At 40.5% G+C, this 23899-nt stretch carries 18 protein-coding genes; 14 read left to right on the forward strand and 4 right to left on the reverse strand.

Going from position 1 to position 23899, the window contains the following annotated elements:
- Positions 1 to 165 precede the first annotated feature (165 nt).
- Complete coding sequence (locus tag CBM24_RS02225; RefSeq protein WP_088160082.1) at positions 166 to 1413, forward strand: glycoside hydrolase family 88 protein; 1248 nt, start codon at positions 166 to 168, stop codon at positions 1411 to 1413.
- A gap of 195 nt (positions 1414 to 1608) precedes the next feature.
- Here the strand turns inward: CBM24_RS02225 and CBM24_RS02230 are convergent, their stop codons facing one another.
- Positions 1609 to 5484 carry an ATP-binding protein gene (locus tag CBM24_RS02230; protein ID WP_088160083.1) on the reverse strand — a complete coding sequence of 1292 codons (3876 nt, stop codon included), beginning with the start codon at positions 5482 to 5484 and terminating at the stop codon, positions 1609 to 1611.
- Between the two features lie 136 nt (positions 5485 to 5620).
- On the opposite strand from CBM24_RS02230, the gene CBM24_RS02235 reads away from it, so the two are divergent.
- The 8 genes from CBM24_RS02235 to CBM24_RS02270 all read left to right on the forward strand — a co-directional run bounded on the left by CBM24_RS02235 (position 5621) and on the right by CBM24_RS02270 (position 18621).
- A complete protein-coding gene (locus CBM24_RS02235; RefSeq protein ID WP_075990867.1) occupies positions 5621 to 8902 on the forward strand; it encodes a SusC/RagA family TonB-linked outer membrane protein in 3282 nt (1093 codons plus the stop codon).
- Between the two features lie 13 nt (positions 8903 to 8915).
- Complete coding sequence (locus CBM24_RS02240; protein WP_088160084.1) at positions 8916 to 10676, forward strand: RagB/SusD family nutrient uptake outer membrane protein; 1761 nt, start codon at positions 8916 to 8918, stop codon at positions 10674 to 10676.
- 167 nt (positions 10677 to 10843) lie between these two features.
- Positions 10844 to 12112, forward strand: a complete 1269-nt coding sequence (locus CBM24_RS02245) for a DUF2264 domain-containing protein (RefSeq protein WP_088163432.1) — start codon at positions 10844 to 10846, stop codon at positions 12110 to 12112.
- A gap of 42 nt (positions 12113 to 12154) precedes the next feature.
- Positions 12155 to 13429 (forward strand): glycoside hydrolase family 88 protein, encoded by a 1275-nt coding sequence (locus tag CBM24_RS02250; protein WP_088160085.1) that lies wholly within the window; start codon positions 12155 to 12157, stop codon positions 13427 to 13429.
- 396 nt (positions 13430 to 13825) lie between these two features.
- Complete coding sequence (locus tag CBM24_RS02255) at positions 13826 to 15853, forward strand: DNRLRE domain-containing protein (protein WP_088160086.1); 2028 nt, start codon at positions 13826 to 13828, stop codon at positions 15851 to 15853.
- A 524-nt stretch (positions 15854 to 16377) separates the two neighbouring features.
- Positions 16378 to 17013 carry a hypothetical protein gene (locus tag CBM24_RS02260; RefSeq protein ID WP_088160087.1) on the forward strand — a complete coding sequence of 212 codons (636 nt, stop codon included), beginning with the start codon at positions 16378 to 16380 and terminating at the stop codon, positions 17011 to 17013.
- 158 nt (positions 17014 to 17171) lie between these two features.
- The gene (locus CBM24_RS02265; RefSeq protein ID WP_088160088.1) at positions 17172 to 17525 is read left to right on the forward strand and encodes a hypothetical protein; all 354 of its coding nucleotides are present in this window, start codon (positions 17172 to 17174) and stop codon (positions 17523 to 17525) included.
- A gap of 142 nt (positions 17526 to 17667) precedes the next feature.
- Positions 17668 to 18621 carry a helix-turn-helix transcriptional regulator gene (locus tag CBM24_RS02270; protein WP_075990871.1) on the forward strand — a complete coding sequence of 318 codons (954 nt, stop codon included), beginning with the start codon at positions 17668 to 17670 and terminating at the stop codon, positions 18619 to 18621.
- Positions 18622 to 18874: 253 nt separating this feature from the next.
- On the opposite strand, the gene CBM24_RS02275 is transcribed toward CBM24_RS02270, so the two are convergent.
- The 3 genes from CBM24_RS02275 to CBM24_RS02285 form a co-directional block, all read right to left on the reverse strand.
- On the reverse strand, positions 18875 to 19855 hold the full coding sequence (locus CBM24_RS02275; protein ID WP_157698357.1) for an IS3 family transposase: 981 nt from the start codon (positions 19853 to 19855) through the stop codon (positions 18875 to 18877).
- Positions 19852 to 20229 (reverse strand): hypothetical protein, encoded by a 378-nt coding sequence (locus CBM24_RS02280; protein WP_075993755.1) that lies wholly within the window; start codon positions 20227 to 20229, stop codon positions 19852 to 19854. The genes CBM24_RS02275 and CBM24_RS02280 overlap by 4 nt, the downstream gene beginning before the upstream one ends.
- Before the next feature lie 214 nt (positions 20230 to 20443).
- Positions 20444 to 20914: a DinB family protein gene (locus tag CBM24_RS02285; protein WP_088160089.1), complete on the reverse strand. Its 471-nt coding sequence runs from the start codon at positions 20912 to 20914 to the stop codon at positions 20444 to 20446.
- A gap of 339 nt (positions 20915 to 21253) precedes the next feature.
- Here CBM24_RS02285 and rplC point away from each other — a divergent pair, with 339 nt between their 5' ends.
- The 5 genes from rplC to rpsS are packed head-to-tail and all read left to right on the forward strand — an operon-like array spanning position 21254 to position 23898.
- Positions 21254 to 21871, forward strand: coding sequence for a 50S ribosomal protein L3 (gene rplC, locus CBM24_RS02290; RefSeq protein ID WP_046674864.1), 618 nt, complete (start codon positions 21254 to 21256; stop codon positions 21869 to 21871).
- 5 nt (positions 21872 to 21876) lie between these two features.
- A complete protein-coding gene (gene rplD / locus CBM24_RS02295) occupies positions 21877 to 22506 on the forward strand; it encodes a 50S ribosomal protein L4 (protein ID WP_075990873.1) in 630 nt (209 codons plus the stop codon).
- Between the two features lies 1 nt (position 22507).
- Positions 22508 to 22798, forward strand: coding sequence for a 50S ribosomal protein L23 (rplW, locus tag CBM24_RS02300; RefSeq protein WP_075990874.1), 291 nt, complete (start codon positions 22508 to 22510; stop codon positions 22796 to 22798).
- Between the two features lie 6 nt (positions 22799 to 22804).
- Complete coding sequence (rplB, locus tag CBM24_RS02305) at positions 22805 to 23632, forward strand: 50S ribosomal protein L2 (RefSeq protein WP_046674867.1); 828 nt, start codon at positions 22805 to 22807, stop codon at positions 23630 to 23632.
- A complete protein-coding gene (rpsS, locus tag CBM24_RS02310; protein WP_002997495.1) occupies positions 23632 to 23898 on the forward strand; it encodes a 30S ribosomal protein S19 in 267 nt (88 codons plus the stop codon). The genes rplB and rpsS overlap by 1 nt, the downstream gene beginning before the upstream one ends.
- Position 23899: the final 1 nt, after the last annotated feature.

Genomic DNA, 23899 nt, shown 5'->3' on the forward strand with positions numbered 1-23899 from the left:
TAAAAGTAAGTTAAAGAAATTACGTTGAAACTGAATATTCAAGCTCCTTGAGCCAATTGCTTAATATTCCTCGATCAATTGAAATAAAGAAAAAGAGCGGATTATTTAGGTATAGAATTAAAGCGCTAATGCGCTGACCAAATAAAAATAAAAGAATAGAAAATAATGAAATTAAAACAACTTTCCGTGTTATTATTGGCCATTTTGGGTACTTCGACTGTCGTTCAGGCGCAAACGGCAAAACCGAATCTATCCAAAGCGTTTATTCAGCAGCAGCTAGATGCTGCAGCAAAGCAAATAAAAGTCCTGGCGAACGAAACTCCGACAGAAAAGTTTCCAAAAACTTTCGAAAATGGCAAAGAGGTATTTTCTTCGTCGAGCTGGTGGTGTTCGGGGTTTTATCCAGGGACATTGTTGTATTTATATGAAGGCACCAAAGATGAAGGGTTATTAAAGAAAGCAACCGAGAAATTGACCTATCTAGAAAAAGAAAAGAACAACAAGGGCACACATGATTTAGGGTTTATGTTATTCTGTAGTTTCGGAAATGCACTTCGTCTCACGGGCGATACGCAAAAGTATGGACCAGTACTCAGCACCGGTGCGAATTCCTTAGCATCTCGCTATAGTCCCATTACCAAAACGATCCGTTCTTGGGATCACGGATCATGGCAGTATCCGGTTATAATCGATAATATGATGAATCTGGAGTTTTTGACACAGGTGTCTAAAATGACTGGAGATAAAAAATTCTATGATATTGCGGTATCTCATGCTGAAACAACTTTGAAAAATCACTTTAGAAAAGATTATAGTTCATACCATGTGATCGATTATGATAAAAACACAGGTAAGGCCATTGGTAAAAAGACCCATCAGGGCGCATTTGATGAATCGGCATGGTCAAGAGGACAAGGATGGGCGCTGTATGGTTATACCATGATGTATCGCGAGACAAAGAAGAAAGAATTTTTGAAGCAGGCCCAGCAAATCGCAAAGTATATCTTAAGTAATCCGAATTTGCCTGCTGATTTGGTTCCTTACTGGGATTTTGATAAAGACAAAATTGCACAGTCAGATAAAATGTATCCGAATAAGGATCTGCGGGATGTGTCTGCGGCGGCATTATATGCATCTGCTTTGTTAGAACTCTCACAATATACGAAAGGGAGCGAAGCTTTGAATTATTTTGAAAAAGCAGAAACTATTCTTAAAAATCTGTCGAAAGCACCTTATATGGCACCTTATGGTCAAAATGGAGGTTATATATTACAACATAGCGTTGGAGCGCTACCGTTGAATTCGGAAATCGATGTGCCTTTGACCTATGCCGATTACTATTATGTGGAGGCCCTGGTCCGATATCAACGCTTATTGGCGGGCGAACCAATGATCAAAGAGATTGCTAAATAAGGCTGTCAACAGCTAAAAGCTTATTTTAGTGGGATCAGATCGTTTAAAAAATGATTTGTTTTAAGTAAGATTCGAACTTGATTAAAAGCGCAGTTAAAGCTAAAAGACAGAGGTGGCGTAGCCACCTCTGTCTTTTTATTGGCTCTTACGGAGTTTATTGGATCTTATAGAGACCACAATTCGATATAGCAGGGTTTAGCTACTTTGGTTAGGCGTCGCGGTCTGTTCCGATGGATTGTATCCAAACTGTTTTTTAAATTCCTTGCTGAAGTATTTTCTGTCGGAAAAGCCCACGGTATAAGCCACTTCACTGATATTCATGGTCGATGTCAGTAATTCTCTCGCTTTGTTTAACCTATACGTTTTGACATAATTGTTGAGTGACAAATTGGATATGGCCTTCAACTTGCGATAGAGAATTGGTGCGCTCATTCCCATTGTACGCGATATATAATTAACATCAAAGCCATCTGACTGGATATTAGCTTCGATCAATTCATTTAGGGATAAGATGAATTGTGCATCAAGCTCATTGTCGAATGAAGCTGTTTTGACCTGAAATTCTCTACTCTTTTTCTGGCTGATAGCCAGGAGATTTTGAGCAGAAAGGAATAGCTGTTTATTGTCGAAGGGTTTTGTTAAATAGATATTTGCACCGTGTTCCAGGGCTAAGGTTTGTGAATGGGTGTCTGTTACGGCCGTCAACAAAATGAACGGAATATGGCTTGTCGCCATATTTGTTTTAATAGCTCGGCAGAGTTGAGCACCATCCATATAAGGCATCATTAGATCCGAAATAATCAGATCAGGGATATATTCCAATGCCTTGGGAAGAGCCTCTTCACCATTACCTGCTGTAATGACTGTGTAGGTATCCTGAAATAGATTGACAACTGTTGCTAACAATTCTTTATTGTCTTCTACAATTAAAATCGTTTGTTGCAAGGAAGTGTCGAATGTGCCTAGTCTGTGTATGCTAATGTCTTCTGTTTCTTTTGCAAGGATATCTACCGCTTGCGGCTCTATTTTCTCGCCAGCTTGTTTCGGTAGGTTTATGGTAAATATTGTCCATTTTCCTTTTTCATCCTCCTTCGAAAAACAACGAATGTCTCCGTTGTGTTGCTGCACAATTTGTTTGGTAAGTGCCAATCCAATGCCTGTGCCGATTGCATCATTAGCTTGTTCTTCACGATAGTATTCTTCAAATATTTTGAACTGATTGTCTGTGGCAATACCAATGCCATTATCAACTATGTTTATGGAAAATGAGTCATCGCTTTCGATCAGCTCAAGGTAAACTGTACCATATTCGGGTGTATATTTGATGGCATTGGATAGTAGATTAAACATCACTTTATCAAACTGCAGGGTATCAATGGATTGTAATCCTACTGCGTCCAACTGACGTATATAATAGTTGAGATGTTTTGTTTTGGCAAGGTCATTCAGTAGGTAGAACGTGTCTTCTATGTATTCTCTAAAAGAGATGTCGGTTTTCTTCAGTACAAAGTGTTTGTCATCGAATTTTTTAAAGTCCAGCAGCTCGTTGATAACACCAAGGAGCTTACTGGCATTCTTTTTTATCCGTTTTACTTTGTTTTGTGTAGAAGTCAGATTGGCCGTTTCGGAGATAATTTCGTCTAATGGAGCTGTAATCAACGTCAACGGTGTGCGAATTTCGTGCGATATCTGTGTAAAGAATTTTATTTTCTTTTCCTGTTCCCGTTCTGAATTGATCAACATCTCACGTTCGACAACAAACTTGATGACAAAATGTACACCCAAGGTGAACAAGCCCACATACAACAGATAGGCCCACCAGGTTCTCCAAAAGGGAGGTTTAATATCGATGTTGATCCGTAGGGGGATACTGCTCCAAATGCCATCGTTGTTACTGGCGAATATGGTCAAAGTATGCATTCCGACCGGAATGTTGGTATATCGTATTGATGGAGTACTTGTTTCAACCCAATCCTTGTCAAAACCATCGAGCTTGTATCGGTATCTATTTTTTAGTGGTTTGATGAAATTAGAACCTGAGAAATTAATCGTAACAAAGTTTTCATCATGTCGGAGTTTGAGCTGATAGCTATTGGGATCTGTCGTTTTCTGAATCCGTCCGTAGTTCAATGGTGTCTCTTCGAGAAAGATATTTCGGAAGAGTACCTCGGGTATAGTCTGATTGAAGATTATTTTTCGGGTATCCATGGCAACTACACCATTGAGTGTTGTGACGAATAGTGTTCCTGTTTTGCTGGCAAAGACTTTGGCTCCAAGTAGATTTTTGACCGGTAAACCGTCATACTGATTCAGGAGGTAACTATCTTTTGTTTTGGGATTATAGCATATTAGTCCATTTTTACTGGTAAGCCATACCTGATTGTTCACAAAGATGGGCCAGCCTAATGAGTTGTTTGGAAAGCGAGATACCTTGGTTAAGTGATCGCGCTGGTCAAAATGATATAAATACTCTTTGGATGTCAGCCAGATGTCCCCGTTCGGATGAACATAAAATCCACCTAGCGTCAATGTATCCAGCTGTTTTATTGGGTTTATGTTTGATTCATTCGGTTTTTTGCGAAAAAGTGTACCTCCTCTGAGAAAATAAGTCTGCTGTTTATTGTCCGCTTGGATATCATCAATTGTACCTGTTTTTAATGCAGCGTTATACGCTGCAGGTTTTCCAGGATCGACGATGTAAAGCCCTTTATTGGTTCCGAGGTAAATGCGATGTACGGGATCGACGTAAATGCTATAAATATTGTTTTTGAGATTCAAGACATCTTTTTCCAGGTAAAAGTGTTGTGTGTTTCCAGATTGTGCATCGATAATGGAGTAGCCCCCGCCATACTGTGCCGCATAAATTTTGTTATCTCTAACATATAGATCCTTGATCAGGTTTGACCGGGTCAATTTTGACAAAGGAGAGGTCGTTTCTGTTCTTTTGTCAATTTTGTTGATTCCCTCTTCCTCCGTTCCTATCCAATAGGCATTGTCTGATTCGGCGAAGCTACCGGTGATATCACTATTGAGGCTGAGACCAGGACGCGAACGTGTTGAGTAATGCTGTATGGGGATCAGTTCGGGGTAGATGGCATTGATTCCGCCGAAATAAGTTCCTATCCAGGTGATCTGTTGTCGATCAATAAAAATATCATAGATTGAATTTTGACTCAATGAGTTTTTGACGGAGGTATTATGTTTATAGTTTAAGAAATGTGGTGCCCCATTAAAGATGGAGAGTCCTTTTAATGTACCGATCAGCAGGTCTCCCTGTTTAGTTGGGACAATTTTCCGGATGTTATTGCTGAGCAGATTGCTATTTGTTTCTGTTAAGTTATTCCATTTTTTATCAGCGAAGTTATATTGGAATATTCCATGCAATTTTGTGCCAACCCACAGGATGTTTTTATGGAGATATAGGGCACAGAAAATACGTTCTTTTAAAGGGAGCGCAGGCAGTATCAGATTCTGGATATGGAGGACCTGATTATTTTGCAATGAAAAAGATTCTATGCCATTGTAACTGGCTATTATATAGTTGTTGGGGCTAGTTTGAATAATGGATTGCACCCGCGGACGGTCAAGAATTTTCTTGAGATTGTAGGTGCCAGCTGTCGGGACAGCCTGATAGAGTCCTTTGTCAGTGCACAAAAATATCTGGTCTGAAAGAAACTGAATGTCGGTAACAGCAATTTTTTCCTGAAAAGGTTTTCCCTGTTTAAATACGGCTTTACGTTTGTCGATGTCGAAAATAAATAACTGCGTTGCTGTAGCAATAAAAAGGGCATTATTTGCGTTGATGGCAATCTTGTTAATGTAATCTACCTTTTTAAATACCGTATCCTGTACGAGGATATTGGTGATATTTTGGGAGTCGTAGACAAAAAGGTTGGCTCCGCCACCGAACCACAGTTTACCTTGTTTATCTTGAGCAATTGTTAATACCGCCTGTTTATCCAATACGTTCTCCTGGCTCAGTGTCTCAAATTTCAGATTCTGGGTATGACCAATGGAAATGATGGATATCAGCAGTAAAAAATGTCTCGATAAAATAGGTAGTATGCTCATGGTTATGGGGTATTTGTGTCAAATTTAAGATTTTACCCCCAAATATTTATGAATTTCACCCCTCTTAATTTGCTTATAGACTCATCTTTGACCTATTAAACAACCAATTTTTATTATAAAACTAATTTCCTAAAGTATGGCAAAGTTTTACAAAGTTGGACTGTCTGCTATGATGATGTTTACTGTGGGTGCGAGTATGGCACAACAGAAAATTTCAATTACGGGGCGGATTACAGACAGTCAAGGAGCACCTTTATCGGGTGTAACGATTCGAGAAAAGGGTGGAAGTGTTTCTACTTCTACAAATGCAAACGGTACCTATTCATTGTCAGTTGGCTCCAATGCAACCATCTTAGTTTCCTATATCGGTTATCAAAATCAAGAGGTTGTTGTCAATGGTCGCAATGTCGTCAATGTAACTATGGACGGTGCAAGTGCTGCCATTGATGAAGTTGTAGTCGTGGGGTACGGACAACAGAAGAAGGCGAAATTGTTAGGGTCGGTTGCGACGATTGATGGCAAGAAGCTTGAAAGTAGAGCGGTAACGAACGTATCTTCGGCACTTTCGGGGCTTGCAGCCGGTGTCCAAGTCAAAGTCGGTAATGGTAAGCCTGGTAGTGATGGAGCAACCATTCGCGTACGCGGTACAGGTACCATGAACAATAATGATGCTCTTGTCATTATTGACGGTATTCAGGGGGTAATGGATGCAGTAAATCCGGAAGATATTGAAACAATATCAGTATTAAAAGACGCGTCTTCGGCAGCTATCTATGGTGCGCGGGCTGCGAATGGAGTTATTGTCATTACAACGAAGAAAGGAAAAGGCGGACAAGCGCCGCAAATAAAATATTCAGGTTTGTTTTCGAGAACAACGCCAAGCGCAAAGCCTGAATTTGTAAGCGATTATTTGAGACATATGAGCTTGTTTCAAGAGGCCGCAGAAAATATCGGCGAGAAAGGCCCATATACGCAAAGTGCTATTGATACCTGGACGGCGGCAAATGCTGATCCAAATGGTTTGACTGCTCAGGGCATACCAAATTATGTCGCATATCCGAATACAAACTGGGGCGATTGGATTTATGAGAATGCCTGGTTAAAAAGTCATAATGTCAGTGTTTTGGGGGGGAGTGAAAATATCCGCTACAATCTATCTGGAAGAATACAGGATAACCCTGGCATTATGCACAATACAGGGATGAAACGCTATGAAGGGCGGGTGAATCTGGAGACAGATGTTACCAACTTCCTGACCGTGGGTACACAGACATTTGTTGTTAAAGAAGAACGTTCTATGGCTTCAGATGCCAATCTGTATAATTTTTTGCGGCAAACTACACCAGGTATTTACCCAATGTATGACAGTAAGTTTGGAAGCGCTGTGCTCAGCTCCGGAGAATCATCTCAGCTGAACAATTTATTGACCTACCTTTACGATAATAAAGGAAGTAATGAACGTACACGGCTCAACGCAACCTTATTTGCAAATGTTAAACTTTGGAAGGGTTTGACATTTGAGACCAAATTTAACTATCAGAGCCGATTTGATGAAGTGAAAACCTGGTCTGATCCGTCACCACGGTATGACTTTTCAACCATGACGATTACATCGACTCCTGTTAACCTTGCGACCTCGACGACTGGACAGTCCTATAATAAAATTTACAGAAAATCTTTTGATAACGTATTGCGTTATAACACGACGATTGGTAAACATACGATTGGTGCATTAGTTGGTCATAATGAATTTTATTACAACGATTCTGGATTTAGTGCTTCTACAAAAGGATTGATAGATGCTACCATTACTAATATCGGTACAGGAACCGAGATGAATAGCATCTCCGGCGCAGAATCTGATAACTCCATGCGTTCTTTTTTCGGTCGCTTTAGCTACGATTATGATGGGAAATATTTAGCCGAATTTAGTTTACGCCGAGATGGTTCATCAAAATTTGGTCTTGGCAAGAAATATGGTACTTTCCCTTCTGTTTCGTTAGGATATATATTGTCTAAGGAATCATTTATGAAGGCGGTAGATCCTTATTTGCAAGATATTAAAATTCGTGGATCGTGGGGTAAATTAGGGAATGATGGCGGAGACGATCTGAACGTATATGGATGGCATGGTGTGTATGGCCAGGTAGGTTATTCTTTCAACGGCGCGCAGGCTAATGGTCTTAGATTGTCACGTTTTGGCAATAACTTGTTGCAATGGGAAGATTCCGAAAATAAGGAGCTTGGATTGGAATTTGCAACATTAAACCGACGTGCATCCGTGGAACTAAGTTTATACGATCGTAAAACTTCAAATATTATTCGTACAGCACAAATGCCAATTACTGCGGGTACTGCTAGTGCTCCCTTTTATAACCAAGCCGCTATGCGTAATAAAGGAATTGAGCTTAACCTGAACTGGCGGGATAAGATCGGGGATTTCAGTTATAACATTGGTGGTAATTTCTCGTATAATAAAAATAAAGTTACGGAATACGAGGGTAAGCTGGTTCAAGGTATGGTTGATGACGGAACGGGAAAAATGGTATGGCAGACTAATTTAGGTGATGTATCTACAGGTGGTGTAAACCGAAGACTTGAGGGATACCAGTTGGATGAATTCTATTTACGTCAAGTATATAGAGGAAATGGTAGTTATTTTAATTCCGACGGATCCGTCAATGTTAACGGTGGACCTACTACAGGGATGATCCGTACGGATCAGGATTACGAGTGGGCAAAAGCGATGAAAGCTGCTGGTTATTCTTTTGTAACCTCATCTCAAGCCATTGCGGATAGCTATGGTTCGAATGCACGGATGTATTATGGAGACTTGATCTATGCCGATCTGAACGGAGATGGTATTTATGGAAATAATGCCGACCAGTACTTTACCGGAACGTCGACAAGTCCTAAATATATCTATGGATTTAATCTCGGATTCTCTTATAAAGGTCTTGATATGTCTATGATTTGGGCAGGAGAGGCTGGAGGACAGTATTATTGGACAGATGCTGGTTATAATAACAATGTGTTGATCCTTGGTAACCAGGTAACCACTCGTATTGCAGATGACCATTATTTCTATAACCCGGCGGCACCAAATGATCCACGTACCAATCAAAATGGATATTTCCCTAGATTGAAATACGGAACTTCTGCAGAAAATATCAATAATCAGGCAAGCGATTATTGGTTGTATAATGCAAATTTTTTAAAGCTTAGAAATTTGCAAATAGGTTATACGTTTGATAAGAAACTAACTGAAAAAGTTAAAGTACGTAGTCTAAGGGTATTTTTCTCTGGAGAGAACCTATTGATGTTTACTGATTTTCCGGGGTTAGATCCAGAAGTTGGTGCAGGAGCAGAATATCCAACAATGAAACAGTTTGCTTTTGGTTTGAATATTGGATTCTAAAAAGAGAAAGATTATGAAAAATAATATAAAAAAATATAATTTGTGGAGTAAAAAAATATTGCTTAGCGTGACTCTCGGTTCAGCAACATTGTTTTCTGCTTGTCAGAAGGATTTATTGGATACAGTACCTAAAACACAGGTATTGACCAATAATATGTGGCTAACTGAAAACCTTACGGACCAAGGTGTAAATGGTGTATATCAAGGTTTGCGCCTCGGTCAGATGCTTTATGTATATGATTCCTATGTTACTCTCCAAGGCCGGGATAATTCAACTTTGATGAATGCAACTGCCACAAGTTCATCCGGAATTTTTTCATCCACTTGGCAAAATTTATATGAAGGTGTCCATCGGAGCAATAATGCGATCTATGGGATAGCCAATGTGTCACCAGTGGGAGCAGAGAAAAAGGCTAAATTAACTGCAGAAGTAAAATTCTTACGCGCCTATTACTATTATCGATTGAATCAGTTGTATAAAGGAGTGCCTATTTATACCGATCCAATAGAATGGGACAAAGTTGATAAACCAAGGAATACTGAACAGGAAGTTTGGAGCTTTATCATTAAAGATCTCACGGATTGTATCAACGAAGCTCAGTTACCGAATCGCTATGATAAAGGAAATGCAAACTTTGGTAGGGTGACAAAATCTGCCGCTTATGCGCTCCGTGGCAAGGTTTATATGTATACAAAAGAGTGGGCAAAAGCAATCGCTGATTTCGAACAAGTCAAAAGCTTGGGACACAGTTTATTTAGCGATTATGCATCTCTATTTAAAGGAGATAATGAACAAAGTCCCGAAATTATATTTAGCATCCAAAATATGGCTTTGGCAGGATATGGCTCCGATTACCAATTTAGATTCGGATCACGTTCAGCATTTGGGTCCAATTGGAATACTTATTTAGTACACCCTGATGCTGCAGACCGCTATCAACGCAAAGATGGATCTAAGTTTAATTGGGACGATTACTTGCCAGGCTATAATCAGATGGCACCGGGCCAAAGGGAGGTGTTTTTCTTGCGGAATAATTTGACCGCTACTGAAATATCGAATATTGACAAACGGACTACAAACAAGCTTGATATGTCTTTGTATTTGCCTACCGGTAATGAAGAACGCCTGAAGAAAGCCTATGAAGATCGTGATCCTAGACTAGCAAGTAATATGATTTTACCTTACTCTACATTTGTGGGAGCCAATGGTGCAACAGATCAAACCTTTACGTCAAGATGGCCATATAGACAGGAGTTTGGTGGCGTATTTGATTTGAGAACGGATATCGTCCCTAATTTTTACTACTACCCACGTAAGTTTGTTTACGAAGGTGCTAATCCAGGTATACCAAATAGAGAAGCTGGAGCATATGATTATATCGTCATGCGTTATGCAGATATCCTTTTGCTATGGGCGGAGGCATTGAATGAGTCAACAAAGCCTAGCGAGGCAGTATTAAAGGTAAATGAGGTAAGAAAGCGTGCAGGAGTTGGAGAATTACCCTTAGGAATTGGTGAGCAGGATCTCCGAAAAGAAATTCGTGAAGAACGCCGTCGTGAGTTGATGTGTGAAGGTGTTATTTATTTTGACGAGTTGCGTTGGAAAACATTGAAAGAGACTTCTTTTTATACAGGAAATGGTATTAAACAAGCATGGGGAGGAGTCGTTTCTCCGTATGACTGGAGAGGTGATCAACTCTATACATGGCCAATCCCACAAGTGGAGCGGGAACGGAACACAGCCTTGACACAAAATAGTGGCTGGGACGATTAAGAAATAGGAGAAGATTTTTCTGTCTCCTGTAAAGAAGTTGTTATCAATCGCTCATGCAATCGTTTGCTCGAGCGATTGATTTCTTTTTGTTTGTTTTTTTTAGTTAAAATAAAGATTTTTAATGTTTTGTGTAACACTTCGATTGTGTTCGTTATAAACCAATGTCAATGAAAAGAAGACTCTTATTAAAACTATTGGGCGGTGCCGGAATGGGAGCCCTGGCGACATCTTTTGCTGGTGAAGCGAAAGCCAATGTTGCCGCATCGGAAAGAAATAATTACGGCGAGAACGATCGTGCCTATTGGGTGTCTATTTTACATAAGATGGCAGCTCCCATATTGAGCAATATCAGTAAGCAACAATGGCGTAAAAATATGCCGATGGAAGTGAGTCCTACTTTCGATAGTAGAGACCCTGGAGTCGGATACCTGGAAGCTTTCGGTCGTTTGTTGGCTGGAATGGCTCCTTGGCTGGCATTAGCGGATGACGCAACCGAGGAAGGTAAATTACGCAAGCAATTACGCGACCAGGCGCTACTGGGGATAAAGTATGGTGTAGATCCTAAATCGCCGGATTATTTTACCTGGCGAGGCCCTTCATCCCAAACACTCGTAGATGCGGCGCATCTTGCACTGGCTTTTTTGAGGGCCCCACAGGCTTTATGGCATCCTTTGGACCAAGGCACTAAGAAAAGAGTCGTTGAAGAATTCAAACTATTGCGCAAAATTAAGCCGAATGAGAGCAATTGGCTGCTGTTTGCGGCAATGACAGAAACATTTCTTTACAGCATAGGAGAGGAATGTGCACGGGAAAAGATCGATTATGCAGTCAATAAATTTGATCAGGAATGGTATGTGGGGGATGGCTGGTATAGTGATGGTGCCCATTTTAGTTTTGATCACTACAATGGTTATGTGATCCATTGTATGCAGGTGGAGTCACTGCGTCATAACATTTCAGCGGGAGGAAAATACAAGGAAATGTATGAGCGAGCCTATAAACGAATGCAGCGTTATGCGCATCACCTGGAACGCATGATCTCTCCGGAAGGGCATTATGTCGTTGTTGGACGCTCCTCAACTTATAAAAATGCCGCATTCCAGCCTCTAGCGACTGTTGCTCTAGAAAATAAGCTGCCCGAAGATATTTCGAAGGGTCAGGTCAGAGCCGCATTGACCACGATACTCCGCCATATTTATATTGACAAAACCTTTGCACCCTCAGGATGGCTGCGTATGGGCGTAGTGGGTGATAAACAATCCAATCTCGCAGATTACTATACAAACGCAGGCTCGATGTATGTGGCCTCTCTGTCATTCTTGCCATTGGGGTTACCGGCAGACGATGAGTTCTGGACCTGTGCTCCACAACCCTGGACTTCCCAAAAATGCTGGAATGCTGAGCAATTTCCCAAGGACTATTATGTAAGTTATTAAACGAAAAAAGAATAAAAAAGCAAAGATTAAGGACTGGATAAAATGAAGATACAACACTATATTACGGGGGCTTTAATGATCGGACTAGGAATGCAGGGAATTTCCTGTTCTAGTCAGCGAAACTTAGGGACAGTGAAATTGGGGCTTGACAAAGAATTTGTCCGTACCAATTTAGAAAATGCACACAAGCAGATCGCCTACCTCGCAGCATCGATCGATGAATCGGATATGCCTACAACCTATAAAGATGGTAAATATGTGAATTGGGGTTCAAGCTGGTGGTGTTCTGGATTTTATCCCGGTACAGTGCTCTATCTCTATGAATATACCAAAGATGAGAAGCTATTAACGGAAGCCAAAAGTAAGTTGAAGGAACTCGAGAAGGAAAAGAACAACAAGGGGACACATGATTTGGGTTTTATGTTGTACTGCAGCTTTGGTAATGCATTACGCTTGACGGGAGATTCGGCTGCTTATAAGGAAATTTTAAGTACCGGAGCAGCCTCATTGGCGACCCGTTTCCACGAAGCACCCAAAACTATCCGTTCATGGGATGGGGGCAAAAACTGGGATGGCCAGCCTTGGACTTACCCAGTGATTATTGACAACATGATGAACCTGGAGTTTCTGACGGAAGTTTCCAAAATGACAGGTGATAAGCGTTATCGTGATATTGCGGTGCAACATGCCAATACAACGATGGTCAATCACTACCGAAAAGATTACAGTTCCTACCATGTCGTGGATTACAATCCAAAGGATGGAAGCATTATTTCGAGAAAGACTGCTCAAGGTGCGTTTGATGAGTCTGCATGGGCTAGGGGACAGTCTTGGGGACTGTATGGTTATACGATGATGTACCGCGAGACCGGCGACAAGAAATATTTGGAGCAAGCTCGACATATTGCACAGTTTTATCTGAATCATCCCAATCTTCCAAAAGATCTGATACCTTATTGGGATATGGACCAGAACAAGCTTACTCCGGATAGTAAATATTATAGCCAGAAAGATCTTCGTGATGTGTCGACCGCTTCGGTGACCGCTTCGGCTTTGCTGGAACTGGCGCAATACACAACAGGTGGTGAAAGCCAGCTGTATATCTCAAAGGCTGAGCAGATGTTGCGGTCTTTATCATCTAAACCCTACAAAGCAGATTATAAAGAAGCCGGTGGCTATATTTTAAAACATAGTGTTGGTTCGATTCCACATAAAACAGAGGTTGATGTTCCTTTAACCTATGCTGATTACTATTATGTAGAGGCATTGGTTCGGTATGATCGGTTGCTCCAAGGAGAAAAGGTAATCAAGCCATAGAAACTATCATAAGTGCCTAGTCTTTGAAACAATGTTTGATTTATTGTTTCAAAGACATGATAATAATTCTATTGAATACTACAATTTTTAGAGCGAATTTTTTATTAGGTCACAATAGATCATGAACCATAAACATATATCAAATCCTGCTCCTTTGATATGGAAAGATGGTTCAGTTCTTATCGTTTTTAAAGGACGTAGCCGTGGAAAGAACTATCCATTTCAGAGCGAGCTAAAAAGAGGTAAATAGCCAAGAGAAATTTTCATTGGGAGGATCTCTTGTTCAGGGCTGTTCCATTAGTAGCAATAGATAAACAATATGATCTACATCTCCCGGATGTATTAGAGGCATATTGTTCCAATTATAAACTACCAATATCATAAATCTAACAAAGAATGAGAACAACAAACAGTAAACTCAGATTCATTGCAGTCGCACTGATGAGCACACTTTCGGCAATGATGGCCTGTCATAAGGATATGCTAAAGCCCGAAAGCTCTATTGCTCAGCTGCAAAAAAAAGCAGCTACTTTTGATTCCGCAAATGAGGTCAGCCTTTTGCCCGTCGCAGATGCGTATGTTCAGGATGGGACTAACGCCAGTACCAATTATGGTGATAATAGTTGGCTGATTGCCAAAGATGATGCTCCAGGTTATCGAAGGGATATCTATCTGCGTTTTGATCTGACCGCATTGCCCAGCAATGTTGCTAGTGTACAGTCAGCACGTGTTGAATTGGCTGGTGGGGTTTCCAGTGCTGCGGATACAGCAAATGCCAAGTGGCTGTACTACACAACGCTTGAAAAAGATTGGGGTGAGAAAACGATCAATTGGAATAATGCGCCAGCGACAGGGACAAAGCTTGGAGAAGTCAATGGAAAACTAAAAGTTACAAATGGAATTGTCTATCTCGATATTCCCTCCTCAGTGATTCAAGAAGCTTTGGATTCGGACAGAAAATTGTCTATTAAGATTGTCGCACAGCGAAAAACCTCCGGTTCTACTTCATTTTATTCCGACTTTCAGTCTAAAGAAGCACAGGATGTGGGACTTCGACCAAAATTGAAAATTGATTATACAGCATCGGGGCCAAACTTTTATAGCAACCTAGTCATGGATAAAGTAACCTTTGACTCCATTCAGCTTGATCTAGCAACATTATCCGCCGCCCAAACGCTAATAAACAATCAAGTTACTGTTAAAGCAAATGATGCATTGAATACAGTTCCTGTTCCGGTTGCAAAAATTTCAGATCCCGATGGCAAGAATAAAGTGCAGACTGATGCAGCTAAGGTGTATTCGTTGGCGCTACAATATTTTTTGTTTCAGGAGCAGGCAAATGCAGGGCAATATGTTGATAAGGCGAAGGAATTTCTTCTTTCTTGGGCAGCCGTTAACGCAGCAACAAGCCAAACTCCCGATGAAAGTATATATCTTCCATTTCTTACAGGATATTCACTTATTCGTGCAAAAATTGATGCTAACAGCAGGATGACGATCGACAATTGGTTACGGACAAGATATAACTTTTACAAAACTCAATCGGTCAGAACCAATAATTGGGAAACTATCCGTAATCTGTTGATGATTGATATCGCTTATATACTGAATGATGGAGCGCTTATCAACCAAGCGACGTCAGATTTTAGTACTCATCATAATAAAAATTATCGTGCGGATGGGGCTAGCGTAGATTTTCTTGGCAGGGATGCCTTTGCCTATCATGTGTATGATCTAGAGTTTATCGGACAGATTGGTCGCACTTTTTATATCAAACGAGGCCGGCATATGCTTGATAGTTTGGTAAATCACCGTGCTACAAAATGGGTTAATTTAAGAATTAATCCCAATGATACGCCAGTCTTGGGTGGATCTATTAGGGATGCGGTCTCTTTTATGGCCCCTTATGTCTTGGATCCTGACAATAATATTCATCTTGAATTTGTCAACACCGAATGGGCTCCTGACAAAACTAGAGCTGATTATAATAAACCGTTTAATGCGGCAGGATCCAGCTATGCTTTTGTCCAGATGGCATCCATTATGAAAGGCGAGATGTTCGGTTTCCTGAAAAAGTTAAATCCTAGTTTCAACAGATATACTGATTTGCGTTACTATATTAACTCTTATGGGCCATCTTTAAGTACTTCGCCTATGACCAATGTGACATTGTATGGTGATACTCCTTTCCGTGGCTGGTATAAACAGCTTGGCATTGGAAGTTACAGTCTTACTGATTTGCAAGGACTGGGTGTTACGAACGACCAACTGAGCAGTATTAGTATTCCAAAAGGTTTTAAGGTTACACTCTATGAAAATGGAGATTTTACAGGAGATTCTGCGCTATTAACTGGACATACCATTGATTTGTCAATCTTAAACTTTAACGATAAGACATCTTCGCTGTTGATTGAATATCTTTAGTCAATTTATCTAAATGAAAAGGTGTTTTTTGTAATTATAGTGTGTGCTTGACCTATGTCCATTTCTTCTATGTAGAAACATTGGTGCGATATGACCGGTTGCCCCTTGGAGAAAAGGTAATCAAGCAATAAGAGCTATTTTTTTTGAGTTTTCAACAAAGTTATTAACACGATGTGGAAAAGTGAAGTATGTAAGGTACTTCACTTTTTTTGTTTTATAGGATTGAACCCGCTCTATCTTACGACATGTTTCTTCATGTCGTATTTGATCCTATTCTCTGTCAAATACAGGCTCTTTCATCTAGTGCACATAACAATATCTAGCTTATATCAATTTCTATATTAACAGGGCTTTTATAGGGGTATAACAGGGGGTTAGCAGGGGGTTAACAGGGGTAATACCCCTGTTAACCCCCTGCTAACCCCTAGTAAAAATAGTGTTACTCCTCTTTTAATAGGGAATTTGGTGTTATCTTGGTAATAATTTATATACCAATTAATTATAAACAAAAGGAGAGAAACTTTATGGCAATTTTACAAAATGGTCCGAACGGCCCTATTGTTGGGAAATTTGGTTCGGTGAATGCTTACCTATTGAATGGCCAAAATATCATACGCGGCGGTAAAAGAAAACGAACGTCTCCGCCTAGCGAGGCCGAGCTATTAAATAGAGAAAAACAGAAAATTGCAGGTAAGTTTGCCGCATGGAATAAAAGAATTCTTGAGTTTGGCTATCAGTCTCTAGCGAAAAAGGGAAGTCGTGTAGGTGCTTTCCAATTGGCACAGCGCCACATTTTTAAAGAAACTCTTGAATTAGATGAAGAGAATAAGCCTTTTGTTAACCTTGAAAAGCTATTGCTGTTTTCGGGTCCGCTTACCCCATTAGCCAACTGTCAAGTAAGCTTGGATGGCGACCAGATTGATCTTAGCTGGACTGTAGATGATCAGTATAAAAGTAGCATATATAAAATCAATCTGGGATTGATAAGCTTAGATGCCGAGTCGCATCTAAGAACCTCTATTGCCAATGTCAATCAGGGCACCTGCTCGTTGCAATTTGAGGAGATAAGCAGAAAAACAGGTGATCTCCATGTTTATGTTGGTGTGTGGGATACACTGGAGGGAGACTTCTCGAATTCCATCTATTGTGGGGTTATATAGTTGTTTTCGACGGAATCCATAAGCTGGCTTAGAAAGATGTTATGTGCAAAGATAAGATTAGTGGCAAGGCTTTATAATTTAAAGCTTTGCCATTTTTGAGATTATTCAACTTAAATAGAGCTAGAAGAGATATGAATAATATGTTTTGATATTGTGCTATGAAAAATAAAGATTTATTTATCGCCGATTTGATTAGGATATTTCCAAATTTAGAAGAAGAAATTCTGGATGAAGATTATAGTTTTTCTATTACTTTACAAATGGGAAGTCTTAAACGGTATATTCAGAAAGCTATAGATGATGACAACTCAGATCTATTTGATGCTGTGGTAGCTTTTCTTAACGAAAATTTGCCTTTGGTTGATAAGAAGGTACAGAATACAATTTTTATTAGCTTTTTAGAGAAATTAGACTTCTCAGGTACACCCAAATTTAAACAGAAGCTAGTTGGAACCTTAAGAAGAGCTCATGGTTACTGGAAGTTACACGATCGGAAAAAAATACCTGGTTAAATTAAGATTGGACTATGGATATGAATTTAGAATATGATAGTTGTAATTGTAGTTTTCGAATAGCGAATTATCATTATGTTTGAGAGCTAACTTTGCACTTTAAAGCTTAAATCGGTGTATTTTTTGTTGTACTTTTATCCCAATGACCGATATTCAAAAGAGATTCGACCGCATACTTGCTATTTATATGCATCTACAGGCTAAACCTGTGGTCACTGCTGCTGCTTTGGCAGAACGCTATGAAGTAAGTCCGCGTACGATTTATCGTGATATCAGATCCCTGATGCAAGCAGGGATTCCGATTTACGGTGAAGCGGGAAGCGGTTATTCTTTGGTGGAGGGATATAAAATGCCACCTCTGCAATTTACCCGAGAGGAGGCATTGAGTTTTGTGGCAGCGGAGAAACTGGTGGAAAAGTATACAGATCGGAATCTTGCGCATCATTTTACAACAGCATTGCTAAAAATGAAAGCCATATTACGGGGTAACGAAAAAGAACAGGTAGCCTTAGTTGGGGATAACTTTCTGGTGCGCGGTGGGCGTCATCAATTCAATGAGAAGCTAACCCATGGCACCAATATACTGATCGAAAGCATCGCTGCTAAAAAATGTGTGGAAATCTATTATTCCAAACCTTCGGATAAAACTCCAGAAAGGCGTGAAATCGAAGCTGTGGGTATTTTTGTGGAGAGCAAGTTTTGGTATGTCCTCGCTTTTTGTAGATTACGACAAGATTACAGGCAATTCCGTTTGGACAGAATAAACAATATTAGAATACTTGCCGAAGATTTTGGAAAAGAGCATCCCGAGTTATCTTTCTTTCTGAATAAACGTCATGACGTTCCCACGACAAAAGTCGTTGTGCAAGTAGATAAGGATATGGCCCGCTATATGGAATGGGATCGTCACTATTTTGGTTTCCAAAAGGAAACTGTCACCGATAATTATGTAGAGATGCATTTCGAATGCATTAATATGGAGAACGGCTTTGCGCGCTGGTATCTGATGTTTGCTGATAAAGGAACAATTATTGAACCCGAATCGTTAAAAGAGGTCGTAAAGCGTCTGCTTTCATCGGCTTTGGAACAAATCTAAAAGATACTATCCATAACCTAATTTACAGTTGTTTTTTGAGCAACTGCGGATGCAGAGATTCGATATGCCTTCGGTATCTGTTCGAGCCTGCTTCGTGTCAGAGTCAGCTTGTATCCGTGGTGAGTCTGACATGAGTCCGTGGTGACTCCGAGTTAAACTCGGAGTCACCACGGTTGTACTTCTTTTGTCTTATACTGAAATAGGTTTACATTTACCGAACAGATTACTATATAGATTTTACATCCTATTTTTTCTACTGGATTTGGTTGTCATTGTCCGTTTTCTGACTGTTATCGGTTGTCCTTTCCCTAACCACAGTTTCCCTAGTTTTGCTGCGGAACTTTTTTGACTCAGCGTTACGTCTTTGAAACATTTTGGGAACTTTTTGGTTCTGCAATTGCTGATGTGCCTGCTGGGGAGACATCATATTGCAGGACATATGTGGCCTAAAATGATTGTATATATTGACTGCCTTGACCAGCTGTGCAAGTGCCGTTTTGTAGTCTGGAAAGGTCTCAGCCATGCGATATTCGCTTTTTAGGATGCCATTTAGCCTTTCTGCCACGGCATTGTCGTACGGGCTTCCGGATTGTGTCATGCTTATTGTAATCCTATTTTCCTGCAATATAGTGACATAATTTGTACTGCAATACTGGATGCCGCGATCGGAGTGGTGGGTCAGATCGCTCTGTGGATACATTCTATGTGATATTGCCATCCTGAGCGCTGATATACAGGCCTGTGCTGTTGGCCTGTGCGTAAGTTTGTAGCCCACGATCTTTCGGGAATAGGCATCTGTGACCAGGCACAGGTAGATCCATTTGTCCCGGATGCGGATGTAGGTGATGTCACTTACCCATATCTGCTCGGGACGCAGGGCCTGCCTGCGCTGCACAAGGTCGGGCCACTTTTTGAAACGGTGGTCGGACTGGGTGGTGATGGCATACCTGCGTTTGCATTTGACCAAAAGGTCATTTTCGCGCAACAGTCTGAAGAAAGCGTCCCTTCCCAGTCCAACCATCGCACTACCCATTTCTTTGACCAATATGCTGCGGAGTTTAAGGGTACCCATGCGATGGGAGTCCTTCCGAATTTCACGTACCCGCGCCAGCACAAGCCCGCTGCGAACGGAGTATTCCTGTTCTCTGCCCATATATTTATAGTAGGATTGCCTTGTTCTGCCAAATAGTCCACAAAGTCTGGAGACCGAAACATTCTGGTAACACGACTTCATTTCTTGGACGATTTGGCCCCAGACTTTTTTACAAAATCAGCCCCATGGAGCTCCTCCGCTTTTTTGATCAACATCTCCAGGGCAGTAATTTTGAGGTTCGCCTGGAAGAGTTCATCCCTGAGATCCTGCTCATTTTTCACCCCAGTGTCTTCTGGCTCAACAGTCTGGGAAACTTCCAGCTCCAGATTGTTTTCCCACTGCTGGTACCATTTCATAAAATACCGCGGAGTGGCTTCCCCCGGAAGATTGTACTTCTGGGCAAGTTGCGAATAACTCAGCTTGCCGGCAAGGTATTCTCTGGAAACGAGGATCTTGAAGCTATCACTGTAAACTTGCTGTCCCCCTGATTTACGTTTTGTCATACGCTTTTTCATAATATTAAATTTAAGATTTTAATATTCGGTTTTTGTAAACCTTTTTCAGGAATGGACATTTCTCACCCCGCATTTATGTGCGATAGGGCACGAATCAGACCAGAAAGAGGGGCGAATAGAAATCGAAGGATGCTCAAATAGTGGGAATAACACGGACTCAAGATCGGCGCAATGGATAATCGGTGCGAGTATGAGTTTTTGAGGAGGTGACTAACTACCCTCTTTCCCAAAAAAATGGAGGTTCTATACCAAGTAATCTTAGATAAACAAATCCTTGGCCACGGTGGTGGATTTCATTATCGATAAAATAAAGGATGCTGTGAATGACTGGCGATTTGTACTGGCCGAATAGGTTGAATTCTTCGGCAAAGCGTTCTTCTGGAATTTGATTGAACAATTCACTGATCTGAGGAGTAGCTTCATCCCAGGCCTGAAGCAATTGTGCTTTGGTCGAATAACTGAGATTCTCATTGAGTTCGCCGCTCTTGTTGGTGACAATTTCTTGGAGACCTGGCGCAGCAATACCTAATAGCTCCTTAATCATATCTGCAAAAGTGCGCATGCCTTCTACTTTGTAATTGAACAATCCTTCTTCTGGAAATTTTTCAATAGTCTGTCTTGTCAGGTTTCTGTGGCCTAACCAATGCTGAAGTAGCTCGCTTTTGGAAATGATTTCTGTTTTCATGATTCTCGTATTTTAAAGTTTTTATAGTAAGCAATACATCGCCTTCTGCGTTGTACGATAGTTCAAAATTAGGGTGATCTGTGACAACTGTATGGCAGCAGAAATAAATGCAAGTAATTTTATTTTTCTGGAGGTGATTTAATCGGAGCGGAGAGCTGGATAGGTATTATTCGGAAATTTGACGCGGATAAAGAAAAGATCTAGAAAATAAAAAAAATAATTCACTAATTATTTGACAGTTATAAAAATGTTTGTAACTTTGCAGTCCCTTAATGGGAATAGTATGTCTTGAGCGAAGCCCTACTGCTTCGAAGGACTTTTAATTAATTAATTTACAACATGTCAGGTATTATTGGAAAAAAAGTAGGAATGACGAGCCTGTTTAACGCTGATGGGAAAAATATTCCTTGTACAGTGATTCAGGCCGGGCCGTGCGTGGTTACGCAGATACGTACGGAAGAAAAGGATGGCTACTCGGCAATTCAACTTGGTTTCGACGAAGCTAAGGAGAAAAACACGACAGCTCCTTTGAAAGGGCACTTTGCGAAAGCAAACACAACGCCTAAGCGTAAGTTGGTAGAGTTTAAAACTTTCCCAGATGCAAAACAACTTGGTGACGTAGTTGACGTTACTCTTTTTGAAGAAGGTGAGTACGTAGATGTAGTCGGTACTTCAAAAGGTAAAGGTTTCCAAGGTGTAATGAAACGTCATGGATTTGGTGGTGTAGGTGGTGCGACTCACGGTCAGCACAACAGATTACGTGCTCCAGGTTCATTAGGTGCTTCATCATGGCCTTCACGCGTATTCAAAGGTATGCGCATGGCTGGTCGTACAGGTGGTGACAGAGTTAAAGTTCAAAACTTACAGGTGTTGAAAGTTTACGCTGAGCAAAACCTTATCGTTGTTAGTGGTTCCATTCCAGGAGCTAAAGGTTCTTATGTAATCGTAGACAAATAGTAGAGATGGAAGTTAAAGTTTTAAATTTATCAGGTAAAGAAACAGGTGCCAAGGTGCAACTTCCTGAGTCGGTATTTGGGTTAGAGCCTAACGATCATGCGATCTATTTGGATGTGAAACAATACTTAGCGAACCAACGCCAAGGAACTCACAAATCTAAACAACGTAACGAAATCGCGGGTTCTACTCGTAAATTACACAAACAAAAAGGTACTGGTGGTGCTCGTGCGGGTTCTATCAAATCTCCATTGTTTAATGGTGGTGGTCGTGTATTCGGTCCTCAACCTCGTGACTACTCGTTCAAATTGAACAAAAAATTGAAACAAGTAGCACGTAAATCAGCATTGTCTTACAAAGCAAAAGATAATAACATTGTGGTATTGGATGAAGTAAAATTCGATGCTATCAAAACTAAAAACTATGTTGCTTTAATCAATGCGTTGAATGTAGCTGATGAGAAAACATTGTTGGTATTGCCAGCTTACGATGAAATTGTTTATAAATCAAGCAGAAACTTGAAAAAAGCAAAAGTTATTGTTGCATCTGATTTAAATACATATGATGTATTGAACGCAACAAAATTATTGTTGACTACAGATTCTGTTAAATCTTTGGAGGAAGCATTAGCTAAGTAATATGGAAATTATTAAAAAACCTATCTTGACTGAGAAAGCTTCTATGTTAACGGAGAAATTAAACCGTTACGCTTTCAAAGTAGATCACAGAGCAAACAAAATCCAGATTAAAGCAGCTGTTGAGGCTATGTTTGGTGTTACAGTTCTTGCTGTAAACACTGCAGTAGTAGCTGGTAAAGCAAAAAGCCGTTACACAAAAGCAGGTTTCGTATCTGGTAGAGCTCCTAAGTATAAAAAGGCTGTCATTACTATTAAAGACGGCGAAACTATTGACTTTTACAGTACTATATAATAAAAAATGGCAGTTAAAAGATTCAAACCGGTAACCCCTGGTACTCGTTTTAGAGTAGGCGCTGACTACTCTGATGTTACTACAAACGTTCCTGAAAAATCGTTAGTAGTAAAAATCAACAAGAAATCAGGCGGTCGTAATAACTCCGGTAAAATGACTATGCGTTATCTCGGTGGGGGACATAAAAAAGTATACCGATTAATTGATTTCAAACGCGATAAAAAAGATATCCCTGCAAAAGTAGCTACTATCGAGTACGATCCAAACCGTACTGCTCGTATTGCCTTGTTGCATTACGCTGATGGTGAAAAACGTTACATCCTTGCTCCAGCTGGTTTAGTAGTTGGTCAAACTGTAATCGCAGGTGATAAAGTTGCCCCAGAAGTTGGTAATACATTACCATTAGCAAACATTCCATTGGGTTCTATCATCCACAACATTGAATTAAATCCTGGTCAAGGTGGTTCAATTGCTCGTTCGGCTGGTACTTATGCTCAATTGTCTGCTCGTGATGGTAAATATGCCATCATCAAATTGCCTTCGAGCGAAACACGTATGATCTTATTGACTTGTGTTGCTACAATTGGTTCAGTATCGAACCATGAAAGATCTAACCAAGTGTTAGGTAAAGCAGGTCGCAAACGTTGGTTAGGTCGTCGTCCAAGAGTTCGTGGTGTTGCGATGAACCCAGTAGATCACCCTATGGGTGGTGGTGAAGGCCGTACTTCAGGAGGTCACCCACGCTCACGTACAGGTGTATTAGCTAAAGGCTTCAAAACACGTTACAAGAAGAAAACATCGAATCGTTACATCATTGAGAGAAGGAAAAAATAATGGCTCGTTCAATTAAAAAAGGTCCTTATATCGATCACAACTTAGAAAGAAAAGTTCTTTCTATGAATGAAACTAACAAAAAGTCAGTTATCAAAACATGGTCTCGTAGATCAATGATTTCACCTGATTTTGTTGGCCATACCTTCGCAGTGCACAACGGGAATAAATTTATCCCTGTTTATGTAACAGAGAATATGGTAGGTCACAAGCTTGGTGAATTCGCGCCTACGCGTACATTCAGAGGCCACGCAGAAAAGAAAAAATAAT

Origin of the sequence: Sphingobacterium sp. G1-14 (assembly GCF_002196555.1) — a bacterium.
Taxonomy (GTDB): domain Bacteria; phylum Bacteroidota; class Bacteroidia; order Sphingobacteriales; family Sphingobacteriaceae; genus Sphingobacterium; species Sphingobacterium siyangense.